Origin of the sequence: Pseudomonas sp. PDM05 (assembly GCF_014851685.1) — a bacterium.
Taxonomy (GTDB): Bacteria; Pseudomonadota; Gammaproteobacteria; order Pseudomonadales; family Pseudomonadaceae; genus Aquipseudomonas.
In genome coordinates this window covers 135,216-149,433 of the sequence record NZ_JACVAC010000011.1, presented here as the reverse complement: position 1 = coordinate 149,433, position 14,218 = coordinate 135,216, and the positions used below count along the sequence as shown (strand labels likewise).

General features: G+C 53.9%; 15 protein-coding genes and 2 pseudogenes. 7 read left to right on the top strand and 10 right to left on the bottom strand.

From position 1 onward, the window contains the following. Positions 1 to 3 precede the first annotated feature (3 nt). The 4 genes from IB241_RS20820 to IB241_RS20805 form a co-directional block, all read right to left on the bottom strand. Positions 4 to 291: a lipid asymmetry maintenance protein MlaB gene (locus IB241_RS20820; RefSeq protein ID WP_192300087.1), complete on the bottom strand. Its 288-nt coding sequence runs from the start codon at positions 289 to 291 to the stop codon at positions 4 to 6. Between the two features lie 23 nt (positions 292 to 314). After that, positions 315 to 683 carry a response regulator gene (locus tag IB241_RS20815; RefSeq protein ID WP_192300086.1) on the bottom strand — a complete coding sequence of 123 codons (369 nt, stop codon included), beginning with the start codon at positions 681 to 683 and terminating at the stop codon, positions 315 to 317. Positions 684 to 692: 9 nt separating this feature from the next. Next, on the bottom strand, positions 693 to 1,604 hold the full coding sequence (locus IB241_RS20810) for a methyl-accepting chemotaxis protein (protein WP_412547882.1): 912 nt from the start codon (positions 1,602 to 1,604) through the stop codon (positions 693 to 695). A 652-nt stretch (positions 1,605 to 2,256) separates the two neighbouring features. Further along, on the bottom strand, positions 2,257 to 2,619 hold the full coding sequence (locus tag IB241_RS20805) for a winged helix-turn-helix transcriptional regulator (protein ID WP_192300084.1): 363 nt from the start codon (positions 2,617 to 2,619) through the stop codon (positions 2,257 to 2,259). Positions 2,620 to 2,708: 89 nt separating this feature from the next. On the opposite strand from IB241_RS20805, the gene IB241_RS27700 reads away from it, so the two are divergent. Both IB241_RS27700 and IB241_RS27695 read left to right on the top strand, forming a co-directional pair. Then, positions 2,709 to 3,035, top strand: a complete 327-nt coding sequence (locus IB241_RS27700; protein ID WP_192300083.1) for a nuclear transport factor 2 family protein — start codon at positions 2,709 to 2,711, stop codon at positions 3,033 to 3,035. A 62-nt stretch (positions 3,036 to 3,097) separates the two neighbouring features. Then, positions 3,098 to 3,223, top strand: a pseudogene (locus IB241_RS27695) (transcriptional regulator); the annotation flags it as partial. Between the two features lie 504 nt (positions 3,224 to 3,727). Here the strand turns inward: IB241_RS27695 and IB241_RS20790 are convergent. The 4 genes from IB241_RS20790 to IB241_RS20775 all read right to left on the bottom strand — a co-directional run bounded on the left by IB241_RS20790 (position 3,728) and on the right by IB241_RS20775 (position 7,716). Continuing rightward, positions 3,728 to 4,726, bottom strand: coding sequence for an NADP-dependent oxidoreductase (locus IB241_RS20790; protein WP_192300082.1), 999 nt, complete (start codon positions 4,724 to 4,726; stop codon positions 3,728 to 3,730). A 75-nt stretch (positions 4,727 to 4,801) separates the two neighbouring features. Then, complete coding sequence (locus IB241_RS20785; protein ID WP_192300081.1) at positions 4,802 to 5,671, bottom strand: alpha/beta fold hydrolase; 870 nt, start codon at positions 5,669 to 5,671, stop codon at positions 4,802 to 4,804. A gap of 103 nt (positions 5,672 to 5,774) precedes the next feature. Beyond that, entirely contained in the window at positions 5,775 to 6,563 is a 789-nt protein-coding gene (locus tag IB241_RS20780) for an SDR family NAD(P)-dependent oxidoreductase (RefSeq protein ID WP_192300080.1), read from the bottom strand. 52 nt (positions 6,564 to 6,615) lie between these two features. Beyond that, positions 6,616 to 7,716: an alkene reductase gene (locus IB241_RS20775; protein WP_192300079.1), complete on the bottom strand. Its 1,101-nt coding sequence runs from the start codon at positions 7,714 to 7,716 to the stop codon at positions 6,616 to 6,618. Positions 7,717 to 7,882: 166 nt separating this feature from the next. Here IB241_RS20775 and IB241_RS20770 point away from each other — a divergent pair, with 166 nt between their 5' ends. From IB241_RS20770 to IB241_RS20750, 5 genes and pseudogenes are all read left to right on the top strand, one after another. Further along, a complete protein-coding gene (locus tag IB241_RS20770; protein ID WP_192300078.1) occupies positions 7,883 to 8,482 on the top strand; it encodes a TetR/AcrR family transcriptional regulator in 600 nt (199 codons plus the stop codon). Between the two features lie 265 nt (positions 8,483 to 8,747). Further along, a complete protein-coding gene (locus IB241_RS20765) occupies positions 8,748 to 9,539 on the top strand; it encodes an HpcH/HpaI aldolase family protein (protein ID WP_192300077.1) in 792 nt (263 codons plus the stop codon). 65 nt (positions 9,540 to 9,604) lie between these two features. Further along, positions 9,605 to 10,525, top strand: a complete 921-nt coding sequence (locus tag IB241_RS20760; RefSeq protein ID WP_192300076.1) for a branched-chain amino acid transaminase — start codon at positions 9,605 to 9,607, stop codon at positions 10,523 to 10,525. Positions 10,526 to 10,544: 19 nt separating this feature from the next. Continuing rightward, positions 10,545 to 10,685 (top strand): annotated as a pseudogene (locus IB241_RS20755) (leucine ABC transporter subunit substrate-binding protein LivK); the annotation flags it as partial. A gap of 680 nt (positions 10,686 to 11,365) precedes the next feature. Continuing rightward, positions 11,366 to 11,842 (top strand): Lrp/AsnC family transcriptional regulator, encoded by a 477-nt coding sequence (locus tag IB241_RS20750; RefSeq protein WP_192300075.1) that lies wholly within the window; start codon positions 11,366 to 11,368, stop codon positions 11,840 to 11,842. Positions 11,843 to 12,640: 798 nt separating this feature from the next. Here the strand turns inward: IB241_RS20750 and IB241_RS20745 are convergent. Beyond that, complete coding sequence (locus IB241_RS20745) at positions 12,641 to 13,099, bottom strand: Hsp20 family protein (protein ID WP_192300074.1); 459 nt, start codon at positions 13,097 to 13,099, stop codon at positions 12,641 to 12,643. Positions 13,100 to 13,372: 273 nt separating this feature from the next. Beyond that, entirely contained in the window at positions 13,373 to 14,098 is a 726-nt protein-coding gene (locus IB241_RS27985) for a methyl-accepting chemotaxis protein (protein ID WP_412547881.1), read from the bottom strand. Positions 14,099 to 14,218 lie beyond the last annotated feature (120 nt).

The window sequence follows — 14,218 nt, the reverse complement described above, 5'->3', positions numbered from 1 at the left end:
TGACTATGAGGCCTCACTCCGACACAGTTGGAGCGCCTGGATGACCACCTGGCTCTGGCCGGTCACGCTCAAGCCTGTACCGCTGATGCCGGCCTCACGCCGGATGACCGCAAGCAACTGCAAGCCGGCGCCATCCATTTCCGTGACCTGGGACAGGTCCAGCTCAAGGCATGGCGACGCGCCGATCTGCGGCAGCAGCGCACCTGCCAGTTCCGCGACGGTGTAAATCGTCAGCTCACCGTCAATGCGCACGCGGGCAGTGTCGTCGAAGGTTTCGATGGTGATCGGCATGGGAGCCTCCCTGGCGCCGGGGTTCAGGGCAGTATCAGTTTGGACACCGCTGCCAGCATCTGCGCCGGCTGGAACGGCTTGACCACCCAGGCCTTGGCGCCAGCGGCCTGACCCTCGGCCTTCTTCGACTCCTGGGACTCAGTGGTCAGCATGATGATAGGCGTGAACTTGTAATTGGCCAGCTTCTTGACCTCCTTGATGAAGGTGATGCCGTCCATGTGGGGCATGTTCACATCGCTGATGATCAGGTGCACCTTCTGCCCGGTGAGCTTGCCCAGGGCATCCCGGCCGTCGCAGGCTTCGATCACGTCGTAACCGGCACTTTTCAAGGCAATACCGACCACCTGCCGCACACTGCTGGAGTCGTCGACCACTAATACATTCTTCGCCATGAGGTACTCCTAAAAGAAAGTAATGTCTTGAGAATTGTGCTGCGCGGCCGCATCGCCATGGTGGATGCGCCGTTGCTCGTCGGTGGCATAGGTGGCTTCCATGCGCGCCAGCCACTGCCGGGCGTCGACGGCGACCGCCTGGTCGGGGGCCAGGCTGGCTTGCAGGAGGTGTTCATGCAAAGCGTGCATGTTGTCGCGCACGTGACTGAGGATCTGGCTGACCCGATCCTGGAATTGCAGGTTGACCAGCACCTCGGTCATCTCATCGCGGATGCCGTAGCTTTCCTGCTTGAGCAGGTCGGCGGAGTCGGCCAGACGCCCGGTGATGTTCTGGAAGCGCTCAAGCACCACTTGAATACTGTTTTCGGATTCGGCCACCGAATGGCTGTCCTGGTCGGCGTTGCTGGACGCAGCGTGCACCAATTGCGTAATGGCGTTATTGATGATGTCGACCTTGGCCGACATCTGCTGGCCGGTTTCACTGGATTTGCTCGACAGGCTGCGCACCGCATCGGCCACCACCGCGAAGCCACGACCGGCCTCACCGGCCCGCGCCGCCTCGATGGCTGCGTTGAGGGCCAGTAGGTTGGTTTGTGCAGCAATCGCCGCCACATCAGCGGCCATGGTGCGCAGTTCGCCGGTGTAGGCGGTCAGGCTGCGGACCTGGGCCAGGGTTTGATCACGGCTGCTTTGCGTGGCCTTGAGCGAATTGATCACCTGGCTCAGTTCACTGTCGCTGCGTGCCAGCGCCTCAAGCGGCCCATCGGCGGCGTGCCCATCCAGTTCTCCGGCAGCGTGCTGCGAGGCGTGTACCGTTTCCTGCAAGCGCGTGGCGATCCCGGTAAACCGGTTAGCCAGGCTCACAATCGCTTCTTCGGTCTGATGGCGCGAGCTTTCCACCTGCTTGGCCCAGATCGGCATGGCGCCCAGCAACACCTCATCCAGCTGTGCCCGCGAGGCCATACCGTTGCGCGCCACGCCCGCGTCGGCCTGAGCCGCCTGCACCTGCGCGATGCCTAGCTGCACGGCGTTACGCTGCGAACTCGCACTCCAGGCGCAGGCACCGAGGCCGATCAGCACCAGTACCGCGCAAGCCGCCAGGTTGGCCGCAGAGGTTGATTGCACCAGTGTCCAAATCACGGCAGGTACCACCGGGATCAAAGCGAACCAGCGAAAACGCGGATGAGCGAGAGGGGGAGTGCGGCTGGATTGACGCTGGGTCATGAGTTCGATCCTTGAACTGTGTTGCGCGTGGAGATGACATACGACTTATCTGCGCCGTGCGTCACAACTTTAGACAACCTAAGTGCCATCTGTCTGATTTATGACCAGCAGGCGACTGTTTCTCGGGTGTACTCACCGCATCCAAATCTCGCATGAGCCAAACCAACGACACCAGCAGGGACAGCTTGCTCCACAAAGGTATTCTTGGCGATTAAAGGCGCCAGTGTCTTAGCGTAGATCGTAATCACCAGGCGCGCTCAAGCCCGAGCGATCGAGCGCCTAGCGTACAGCCACGCAACCGGGCGCCTTGCTATACCGCCGTCGTAACGAGAGCCCGGCCCTCGAACACCTAGGCCGGAAGAGAGGAGGAGGGTGATACCTGTTCGTGGTCGGCCTCGGCCCACTTCAACATGCCATCAAGCACCGGACAAAGCTTTTGTCCCCAAGCCGTCAGGCGGTAGTCCACTCGAGGTGGTTTTTCGTCGTAGACGGTACGTATCACCAGCCCATCTTGCTCCAGCCCCCGCAGTTGTTGAGCCAGCATTTTTTGAGATATGCCACTGACCACGCGTTCGAGATCTGAAAAGCGCTGAACCTTGCCATCGAAGAGATGAAACAAAATGACCAGTTTCCATCTGCCGCGCAGTAGTGCAAGTACGGCATTGACATCTTCGGCAGCTGAATCAGGCGTGTAGACCTTGTTATGGCTCATTGGTAGTCACTTACTTTTTCGTGCGTTCTTGTCGAGTTTGGCTGAGGCGCCGATCATGAGTAGCACTTGTCTATCAGGAGAATAACTCGATGAGTATTAGTCGGCATCCAGCCATTGAAGCCTATTTTACAAGTGAGACCGGCACCGACGTCGGCACCTTAAACACAGTATTTACGCAGGATGCGACAGTCCTGGATGAAGGAAAAACCATCGTGGGTATTGATGCCATCACCGCATGGAGAGCGGCAGCGAAAGCGAAGTACCAATACACGGCCGAACCCGTGGACAGTCAGGAGGATGAGGCAAAGGCGGTGATCAGCGTGCGGCTCTCCGGTAATTTTCCCGGCAGTCCTGCGGTAGTGACATACACCTTCAGTGTTCATGATGGAAAGATAAACGCCCTGGAGATTGGTTGATGACTGCCGGCAATGGGTTGGAAGGTTGTCGCGATCCCGTATCCGGACGTGACCACGGGTGGTTGAAGGTCTACAAAAAACCGCACACCGGCGAAGTCGTCGAAACCAACGGCGGCAATCACAAGACCTTGAAAGAATGGAAAGCAGAACACGGCTCCGCCACAGTTGAGTCCTGGCTGACAAAGTGAGTTTGGTTTGAGTACAAGGGGCCCTTCGGGGCCTTTTTTATTGGATGCATTATCAGTCGCTGCCCACCCTGGCCCAGAATTCTTCGGCAGTTGGGCTGAGTGGCGCTGCTGGACGGGTCAGGTGAATTTCCAGATAGCAAGGTGGTTCAGCATTATTGCTCCAGCATTAACGTGCGCCAGGCTATGGTTGGAGGCGTTGGCGGAGCGGGTTTGGACGGCGGCTCAAATTTTCCTGGCGGTGAAACAGGGTTACTACAGGACACTTCTGATAAGTGAGCTTCACGTATCGCTGTACCAGAACTCTCGTCTGGCAGAAGGGTCGAGTCACAGACCAGTGAGACAACGCTACCTGCCTGACCTTGATCTGATTCATGGGGTGGCACGGATTTGCGTGTCTTCAGATTATCGACAGTCATTCGCTTGTTTCCTGACCTGCTCGCACGCATCGAAATGCGATAAACATAAACCCTCGTCCAGGGTTTTGGTTATTGATTGCCTGCTTGGTCATATGATCTTGATGACCACCTTGCCTTTGGCTCTGCCACGTTCGACATAGCTCAATGCCTCAGCCGTTGCTTCGAAAGGGAAGGCGCGGTCGATCACTGGTGTGATAGCGCCGGACTCGACAAGCGCAGTGATATTTTCCAACTGGGCGCCGCTCGCACGCATGAACACGAACGCATAGTTGATGCCTTGCTTGCGGGCTTTTCTGCGTATGCCGCTGCTTAACAGACGCATGACCCAGCCCAGTCCCCAGAACAGCTTTTGCTCCCGTGCGAACTCTGCCGTCGGCGGCCCTGAGATGGAGATAAGCTGACCACCAGGCTTGAGAATGCTGAGTGATTTTTCCAGGTCGACAGGGCCTAGGCTGTTTAATACGACATCGTAGTCGCGCAAGACGTTTTCGAAGTTTTGCTGCTTGTAATCGATGACAACGTCCGCCCCTAATGCCTTGACCCAATCCACGTTACTTGTGCTGGTCGTAGTGGCAACGAAAGCACCCAGATGCTTTGCAAGCTGGATGGCAATTGTGCCGACACCACCGGAACCCGCGTGGATAAAGACTTTTTGCCCCTTTTTCAACCGGGCTGTATCAACCAACACCTGCCAGGCGGTCAGCGCAACCAAGGGAAGAGAAGCAGCTTCTTCCATGGAGATATTTTTGGGTTTCAGCGCAAGAGCACTTTCATCCACCGCAATCAGCTCGGCAAAGGCGCCAATGCGTGATTGAGGAGGGCGGGCATAGACCTCATCTCCGGGCTTGAAGTCGCGCACCCCTGACCCCACGCGGACGACGACGCCGGCTAAGTCGTTACCCATAATCAGCGGGAATGTATACGGCAGGATCAGTTTGAATTCACCTTTGCTGATCTTCGAGTCCAGCAGGTTGACGCTGCTGGCATGCACCTTGACAAGGACGTCGTTGATTCCCGGTTCCGGTTCCGGTACCTCGCCAATACGTCCATGATTTTTGCCGTAACGGTCGATCAGGAAGGCTTTCATGATTCGGTTCTCATGGTTCAATGGGATGGCAGCATGCCCAAGCCAGCGTGCTGCTGTAAGGCGAGCCGAAGGTGTTCAGGCATTCAAAAATGCGGTCGCTCTCGTCACGAAATCAGTGTGGTATTGGAAGATTCCGCCATGACCCGCGTCGGGGTAAATGATCAGTTGTGAATTTGGAATTCGGTTCGCCAACTCGGCAGAGTTCACAGTAGGAACCATGATGTCGCTATCACCGTTTACGATCAGCGTGGGTATCTGGATGCGGCTGAGATCCTGTGGCTGTTGCCGGCCCCAGGTTTGAATCGCCTTCAGTTGCCGCATGAAGGCAGCAGGCGTTGGGTTTTTGTCTCGATATGTCTTGCGCTCCTTCAGGCGTTCTAAAAAATCCTTGGCAGCTTTTCGCCCATTGGCCGTAGCGGTGAAGAAAAGGTAAAACTTCGGGTCGCGCACTGTCAGGAGCCCCTTAAGCATCAACGGCCACGACACAGACCACACCTTATCTATACCTTCGCCGCCCGCCGGCCCGGTACCGGTCAAAATAAGTTTGCGCACCCGTTCAGGGGCTCTCAGCGCAATGTCCTGTGCGACGAACCCACCCAACGAAAACCCCAGCAGGTCGACTTTTTTGAATCCCAGAGCACGGATCACGGCGATGGCATCGTCTGCCATCTCACTGACGGTCAAAGGGGCGGTTCCACCCGATGCGCCAATTCCCCGATAGTCAGTGGCAATGATTCGTCGGGTGCGGGCCAGTCCATCGAGGATGCGTGGGTCGAAGTTATCCAGAACGGCGCCCCAATGATTCAACAGAACGAGCGGTAATCCGTCTCTAGGCCCCAAGTCTCGATAGGCAAATGCTGTTCCTTCGACAGTCACCTGCTGGTTCGCGGCGCAGACGAACTGCGCTGGCAATCCAAGGTCACGATTTGTGGCTTCAACGATCATGTGCACACCGTGCCCTGATGAGGGGCGGCTGAGTGAATGTAAGAAAATCTGCAGCAAGCGCCTTTACATCAAGGAATGCGTATCAGCGCCTGCAGCCTGATAATCACGCCTTGGCTTGATAGCGCTCGGCGACTACAGATTGGCGAATCTCAGAAAGCAAACCTTGGCGGGCAGCCTGCAGAGCATCCCAACGAGCGGCGTCTTGTAACGGTGGAATGGTCACAGGCTCGCGACGATCAAAACCGACCAGCGCAGCATCGACCAGATCGCTCACATCCATAATTTCGCTCAAGGTGTTGATGTCGATGCCCGCACGTTCCCAGATCTCCGTGCGGGTGGCCGCAGGGAGAACAGCTTGTACGTAGACGCCTTTAGGCGAGAGCTCAAGGCTCAGGCCTTGCGATAGAAATAGGACAAACGCCTTGGTCGCACCGTAGACGCTCATTCCGAATTCCGGTGCCAGCCCCACGACCGAGCCAATATTGATAATTGCGCCATTACCGGCTTGTGCCAGGCGTGGAGCGATTGCGCTGGCGAGTCGTACCAGGGCGGTGGTGTTAAGCGCGACCAGGTTGGCAACGCTGTCGGTAGATTGCTCAATGAAGCTGCCAGATTGGGCGGCTCCCGCATTATTCACAAGGATGCCGATACTGGCGTCATCACGCAGGCGAGCTTCCACGGTGGTCAGATCACTGAGTTGAGTCAGGTCGGCCTGGATCACGTCAATGGAAACCGCGTATTTCTCACGCAGCTGGGAAGAGAGTGCGTCCAGCCGGTTTTTGTCGCGGGCAACCAGTACCAGGTCGTGCCCACGTTGGGCAAAACGCTCAGCGTAGATCGCGCCAATGCCTGTTGAGGCGCCGGTAATCAGTACGGTTTCAGGTGTGCTCATAAATAGATGCTCTTGAGTGGATGTATATCAGCGATTTTGTTTCCAGGGCTGTTCAGCCCTGCGCGGAGCGGGACTCGGCAAGTGTCGGGTAGTCGATATAGCCCGCTGCACCGCCGCCATACAAAGTTGTAGGGTCGAATGCGGACAAAGGTGTGTGGTTCTTGAGCCGCTCGACCAAATCAGGGTTGCCAATGAACGGACGTCCGAAGGCGATCAAATCAGCCTTGTTGTCGTTGAGTCGCGAAGCCGCCAGATTCAGGTCATAGCCGTTGTTGGCAATGTAGGTATTTTTGAAGCGCTGGCGCAGGGCGCCAAAATCGAAAGGGGCGACGTCGCGCGGCCCACCTGTTGCACCTTCAACCACATGCAGGTAAACCAGGCCCAAGGCATCCAACTGGTCGACGACGTAATTGAATTGCTGCTGCGGGTCACTGCTGGAAACGCCGTTGGCAGGTGACACTGGAGAAATACGGATTCCCGTTCGCTCGGCACCGATCGCGTCCACCACCGCAGCCGTGACTTCGAGCAGCAAGCGAGCACGGTTTTCAACTGAGCCACCGTAGGCGTCAGTGCGAATATTGGCGCCGTCCTTGAGGAACTGATCCAGCAAGTAGCCGTTTGCGCCGTGGATCTCTACGCCGTCAAAGCCCGCAGTGATGGCGTTTATCGCCGCTTGGCGAAAGTCATTAACGATCCCGGGCAACTCTTCGATATCAAGAGCTCGGGGAACTGAAGCATCTGCGAAGGTGTTGTTGACGAATACCTTCGTCGCGGCTTGCAAAGCAGAAGGCGCTACCGGAGCTGCACCGTTCTCCTGAAGGTCGACGTGGGATACGCGACCAACATGCCACAACTGCAAGAAAATGCGTCCGCCTTTGGCATGAACTGCGTCGGTAACTTTGCGCCAGCCATCTATCTGCGCCTGTGTATAGATACCGGGCGTATCTTGATAGCCCTGACCTTGTTGCGAGATCTGGGACGCCTCGGAAATCAGCAGACCTGCCGACGCTCTCTGGCTGTAATAGGTTGCAGAGTGCTCGCTCGGAACACAGCCTGCCCCAGCGCGATTTCGCGTCAGTGGCGCCATTACGATTCTGTTGGAAAGCGTCAGCGAGCCGAGCGTGTAGGGCTCAAACAAGGTCTTGTCGTTCATATCGATTCCATACTCGTTGATCAATGACGGCAATCTGCGCCGTGGTGGCAAAGACATGTGGCACTGGATTTATGATGTCGATCATAATCAAAGCTGTCAACAGTTTTGATTGTGATCGACATCAGAGTATAGTCAGGCCATTGTTTAAGAGGCATAGGAGCGCGCAATGAAGATCACCAAGACGCAATCACTCGCCAACCGGGCCCATATTGTGGAGACGGCTTCAGAGCTGTTTCGTGAGCGTGGCTACGATGGTGTGGGTGTGGCAGAACTCATGGCTACTGCCGGTTTTACCCAGGGAGGTTTCTACAAGCACTTCGGCTCCAAGGCAGATTTGATGGCCGAAGCAGCGGAAAATAGCCTTTCGAAATCCCTTTCGAGTACCTGCAATCTCGACGTTCCTGGATTTGTAAATCTGTACGTGTCGAGGGATCACAGAGACGGCAGGGGAGCCGGATGCACCATGGCAGCGCTGTGTGGTGACGCCGCCCGTCAGTCAGACGATTTGAAGGCGACCTTTGCCAGTGGAGTTGAAAACACGCTTGCAGCACTCGAGGAAAAGTACACAGCGGGTTTGGATGTGACGAAGCAAGGAGCTCGAGCGAAAATGATAGACCTGCTAGCCCATGCAATCGGCGCAGTTATGCTGTCACGGGCGTGTCCGGATGACTCGTCTCTCGCGGATGAAATACTGGAGACTTGTCGTGCCGAGATAATTGCGTCATTGCCGCTGTCTTCGGCTAGTGAGTCGCGGGAGAGCACCTAACGACCGGCTCACGATTTATTTTTCTCCGTTCCTTAACTGCTCTGGCGTGGCATTGGGGGAGCACCTCCAAGCGCGCAATCCCCGCGTCGGAATTTCACTAAAATTCACCAAAATCAGAATGAGTATTTCGCGGATGCTAAAAAAGCGAAATGAATGCTCTATTGCATGTCGTTTTTGTTAATGAAAATGCGCAAAAAAAACCCCTAGCATCTGCCTAACATGAGTCGATCGACTATCGACCCATCACGAAGCTAGGAGACCTACCGTGCACTTTGTAAATCCCATCAAGCATAGTTTAAAGAGCGGCAAACCGACCGTTGGCTGCTGGCTGACGCTTGCGAGTCCTGCCGTCGCTGAACTGATCGCTCATTGCGGTTTTGATTGGGTGGTCATCGATGCTGAACACGGTCCTAGCGACACTCAGGATCTTGCTGCTCAACTCAGAGCAATTGATGCCGCCGCCTTTAACGGGGCAAAAGCCGTAGGTGCAGTGCGAGTCACTGCCAACGATCCTTCATTGGTCAAGCGTGCAATGGATTGCGGAACGCAAACTATTGTTTTTCCCAACATAAATAGTGCGACTGATGCAAAAGCTGCAGTGGCATCGATGCTATTCCCTCTACCCGAACAATGTGGGGTCAGGGGCGTCGCAGGGATGGTAAGAGCAGGGAGCTATGGTTTAGACGTCAACTACGTCAAAGCCGCAAACAACCAGGCTTGCGCCATTGTCCTGATTGAGTCAGTGGATGGGGTAGCGAACGTTGAGTCTATAGCTGAAGTCGAGGGCGTGGATTGCTTGTTCATCGGTACAGCTGACTTGTCTGCAAGTATGGGTTATCTCGGGCAGACCAGGCACGATGACGTCAAGGCCGCCGTCGAGAAAGTGTTGACCGCAGCACGCAAGCACTCAAAAGCAGTAGGAATCTTTGCAACTTCGGTGGAAGAGGCTCGCCAATACAGGGAAAAGGGCGTGACCTTTATCGCGCTTCATTCTGATACTGGATGGTTGACCAAAGGGGCGACAGACGCCTTGGATGCTCTCAATTTGAGAAGTTAATTTCTAATTGATCATTGAGCAATCTCGTTGAGTACTGTTGTTTGATTTATTATTGGATATAGTAAATGTCGATGTCGGATCGTGATGGGAAAATCTGGAAAGATGGTGAGTTGGTTGAGTGGCGTGATGCCAATACTCACATTTTGACCCATACACTTCACTATGGCATGGGCGTGTTCGAGGGAATACGCGCATACGAAACGGCGCGCGGCCCGGCAATTTTTCGTCTGAAGGAGCATATTCGTCGTCTCTTCAACTCAGCTAAAATTTTTCAATTGGAAATTCCATTTGATGAAAAAGCTGTAAGTAATTCTTGTGTAGAAGTCATTCGCGCAAATGAGTACGACTCATGCTATCTGCGACCATTAGTATGGATCGGCTCAGACTTTCTGAGCATCGCGGCAAAGAACAATAAAATTCACGTTGCAACAGCTGCGTGGCCCATGGGCTCTTACCTAGGGGAAGAAGGGATGGAAAAAGGCATTCGAGTAAAAACCTCCTCTTTTACCCGTCATCACGTCAATGTTTCTATGGTTCGTGCAAAAGCTTGCGGTTATTACATCAACTCAATCCTGGCAAACCGTGAAGTCACTTCTCTTGGCTTTGATGAGGCTCTGCTGCTAGATACTGAAGGCTACGTAAGTGAAGGTGCTGGCGAGAATATCTTCATGGTTCGCGGTGGGGTCATTTACACCCCGGACTTGGCGTCGTGTCTTGATGGCATAACCCGTGACTCAGTTATGGTTATCGCCAGGGATTTAGGTTTGGAAATCAGGGAGAAACGAATCACCCGTGATGAGCTGTATTGCTGTGATGAGGCCTTTTTCACAGGTACCGCTGCTGAGGTCACTCCTATTCGTGAACTTGATGGCAGGACAATTGGCGCTGGCTCGCGAGGCCCTATTACACAGCAGATTCAAGAGATCTACTTCTCCGCTGTACGTGGCACTAATGAAAAGTATGCCCATTGGTTGACTTACGTCTGACGGTTGAGCGTGAGTAAGTATCCGTGCAGTTGGGGCGGCGCACGCTGGAACGATTAAAACTGCAATCGCGGGGCCGATGAGTGGGCCAGTTGCGCAATATGGAAATATGGTATCCGCTGGTGCTTTGACTGCAATTGAGCAAATAAATGCAGCGGGGGGAGGGGAGTGAGCAGTAAAACATTTTTGATAATGTGATAGCACTAAGCGATGGTGTGACTTCTTGATATAGAAGGGGATGTGGATATAGCAGGGAGATTGCCCAGGCTCACTGCTCCCCATTCCCTAAGAACAAGTCAAAAACTCAGAGATTTGTGGTGTTGCAGATGAAAACTCCTAAGTGTCGCATAGCGATGATGGCAAATAAGCTGAATTCGCTAAGTGTGGCAGACTTTCGAGCAGTCTCATTAAAGGTGCTATTAAATCCACCGCTGTTGTTGATTGTATTAATTTGTATTGTACGATTGCGAGAGTGATGACGCAATTCTAGCTTTCAATCCAGCCAATGTGTTCGCAATGAAATTGGGTTCAAAAGTCGACTTGGATGTTATTTTTTCTTAGGCTTGGTAACTAAGTAGAAATAAGAAAAGGGAGGCCGGTTGCTACTGCTTTCGGGTGAACCCCTATCGCCGCCAAACAACGCTAGTCGTTTAGTTTCCGATATGGCGATTCTCACCTCAATTGTCCCTTGTGGGGTCGCTTCAAGATATCAGGATCTCAACCCAAAGCAGCAAGCGAACCGGCGGAAAGATACTACATTCTTCCAGAAAAAAGATATGCTAAAATCACTAATTCTATTAAGTAGATACAGAATGAAAATTCTGTATTTGTGGGGTTTTTGAAATGATCATTCCAAAAGTTAAAATAGACGGTACCGATCGCCGTATTCTGGGGGCGCTCCAGCGAGATGCAAGGCTTTCTAGTGCAGAGCTTGCGGAGTTGGTGTCTTTAAGCGCCTCTCCATGCTGGCGCCGGGTCAAAAGGCTTGAGGAAGTAGGTCTAATACGTGGTTACCATGCAAGCATAAATACCGAGATGCTTGGATACGCTATAACTGCCTTCGTGCAGGTGGCCTTAGATCAAAAGGACACCAGTCATATGAAGTCTTTTGAGGAATCTATAACGTCATTTGAGCAAGTAATAGCCTGTCACTGTGTCTCTGGTGTTTATGATTATCAGTTGACGGTCTTGGCAACAGATTTGGCAGCGTTTAGCGAGTTCGCTAGAAAAAATATAAATGGTTTTCCGAGCGTCAAGGATGTTTGTACCGCTTTTGTCGTTAAGGAAGTAAAAGCGCCAGTGAACTTGATGGTCGGCTAGTAGGAAGGAGCAGTTACCGCTATTTTGTGAGCGTTGGTTTCAACTGCCACTCAACAATCAGCTGTCACCGGTAGAGTTTGAAAAGCGTTACGCAATGAGCTTGCAAGGTGTCTAGAGAATCCGGGGCGATTCAGAGAGTGAGCAGTCGTCGTCTGTCTGTTCGTCATCAGGAAACCATTCGGCGATCTCGACGTTACCAACCGAAGAGGGCCGCCGGCGCAGCTTCGAGATCTTTCGCAACGCCTGTAAGGACGTCAAGGTCGTCACATTTGACGAGCTGCTTGGTAAGCTGCGGATACTGGCTCAGCACTTGGTACCCGTAGATCCAGTCGACATCCCAGACATTTCCTGAAGAGCAGGCCGCGTGAGATCCCGAATGAAGATACACAGCGAGGGAACGCCGCGGCCCATCAGAGTCTCTTTATTTCGCGATTGCCTCACCATCTCATTCACAGCTTATGAACATGTGATACGCAGTACACGATTTAACATAATATACATTATGCGTAATACCATGCACACCCAACAGGGGCGTTACAGGCCAGATTGCAAATCTCAAACCAAGGGTTACTCCCTGGCCAATGGCAATCCTCTCAACCCTCAACTCTTCTCGCTTCAAGGACTGTGTGTAGTGGTCAACTAATCCCGGACACGACGTTAAGTTTTTTCTCGGCCTGAGCCGGGGCCAGCCCATCGTTGAACTGGTGCGGTCGAATCCAGTCGTACCGATGCATCAGGTGATAACTGATGTAGTGATACTCAAAAAAAGGCGCTCCGAAGAGCGCCTCATTGTTCACCTTACTGCTCACTGACCGGCTTAGAGTCAGTAGACTCAGCCCCTCCGATCATGATGCGCTTAGGCTTCGCCTCCTCCGGTACAACTCGGAGCAAGTCAATATTCAGCAAGCCGTTGGCGAGCTTCGCGCCCTGCACCTCAATGTGATCCATCAAGCGGAACGACAGCCGGAACGCCCGCTGAGCGATACCTTGATGCAGGTAGGTGACATCTTCGTTGCTTTCTCGCTTATCACCAGCGACCGTCAAAACGCCTTTTTCAACCTGGATGTCTAAATCCGCCTCAGCAAGGCCTGCCACCGCGATGACAATTCGATAATGGTCATCGCCGTGCTTTTCGACGTTGTGGGGAGGATAGGAAGTTCCGGCCTCACTGCGAAGCGCCGATTCGAAAAGGTCATTGAAACGGTCAAAGCCGACCGAATGGCGGAAAAGTGGGGCCAACGAAAGAGTAGTAGCCATTGCTAAATCTCCTGAGTTTTCTCCAAGTGATTTGAGACGTGACCCTCATTCGGCATCACGTAAAACCCTAGGTAGGAACAGAAGACAAAAATTCAAGGGCGTTCGGAAAAATTTCCCTGCGCAATGATCTTTATTTGTAATTTCGTGGCCTTTCAACGACATAGCAATGTTTGGGGCTCGGCGCTACTGACAAAAAGGCGCCCTGACCCGCCTGGCACTATTCAAATAATATATAACTAAACTAAATAGTCATTTAGTTTAGTTATAACCAACCTACAATCTGAAACGATCCACCGACTGCGAAAGCTCCCCCGCCAACGATGACAATTCATCTGTCGTCGACGCAGTCGTGGCAATCACTCGGCTATTATTCTCCGACATGCCCGCAATCATCTCCACTTGATGGGCGATTTCATTGCTGGCCAGGCTTTGTTCGCCGATGGTGCGGGAGATGTCGTTGACCAACTCCGTGGTGCTCAACGTGGCCTGCAAAATCTCGCGGATAGCGCGTTCGACTTCCGCCGTCACCGCCATGCCTTTATCCACCTGTGCGACGCCCTCCTCCATGCTGGTCACTGCTTCCCGGGTGTTTTGCTGGATGCGTGCGACCATGCTGGCAATTTCCTGGGTGGACGTGCTGGTGCGGCCTGCCAGGCTGCGCACTTCATCGGCGACCACCGCGAAACCCCGTCCCTGTTCGCCGGCGCGGGCTGCTTCGATCGCGGCATTCAACGCCAGCAGGTTGGTTTGGTCGGCGATGCCCTTGATCACTTGGATAATGCTGAAAATCGCCTCGGACTCCTTATCCAGCGTACGGATAACCTGGGCCGATTGCTGCGCCGAGCGGGCGATACCGTCCATGTCACTGACGACTTGATGAATCACCCGGCCGCCGTCCTTGGCCAGGGACTCGGCCTGATGCGCCATATTCAACGCTCGACCGGCGTGCCGGGTGATTTCCTCGATGCTGGCGGTCATTTCACTCGCCGCTGCCGCCATGGTGCTGGCCGCCGCGCTTTGTTGCTGGCTGCTGCCGGCCACTTCATGGCAGCCGTGGCTGAGTTTTTCACTCATGCCGTTGACGCCATGGGCGTTGCTGCGCACCACTTCGATCATGCC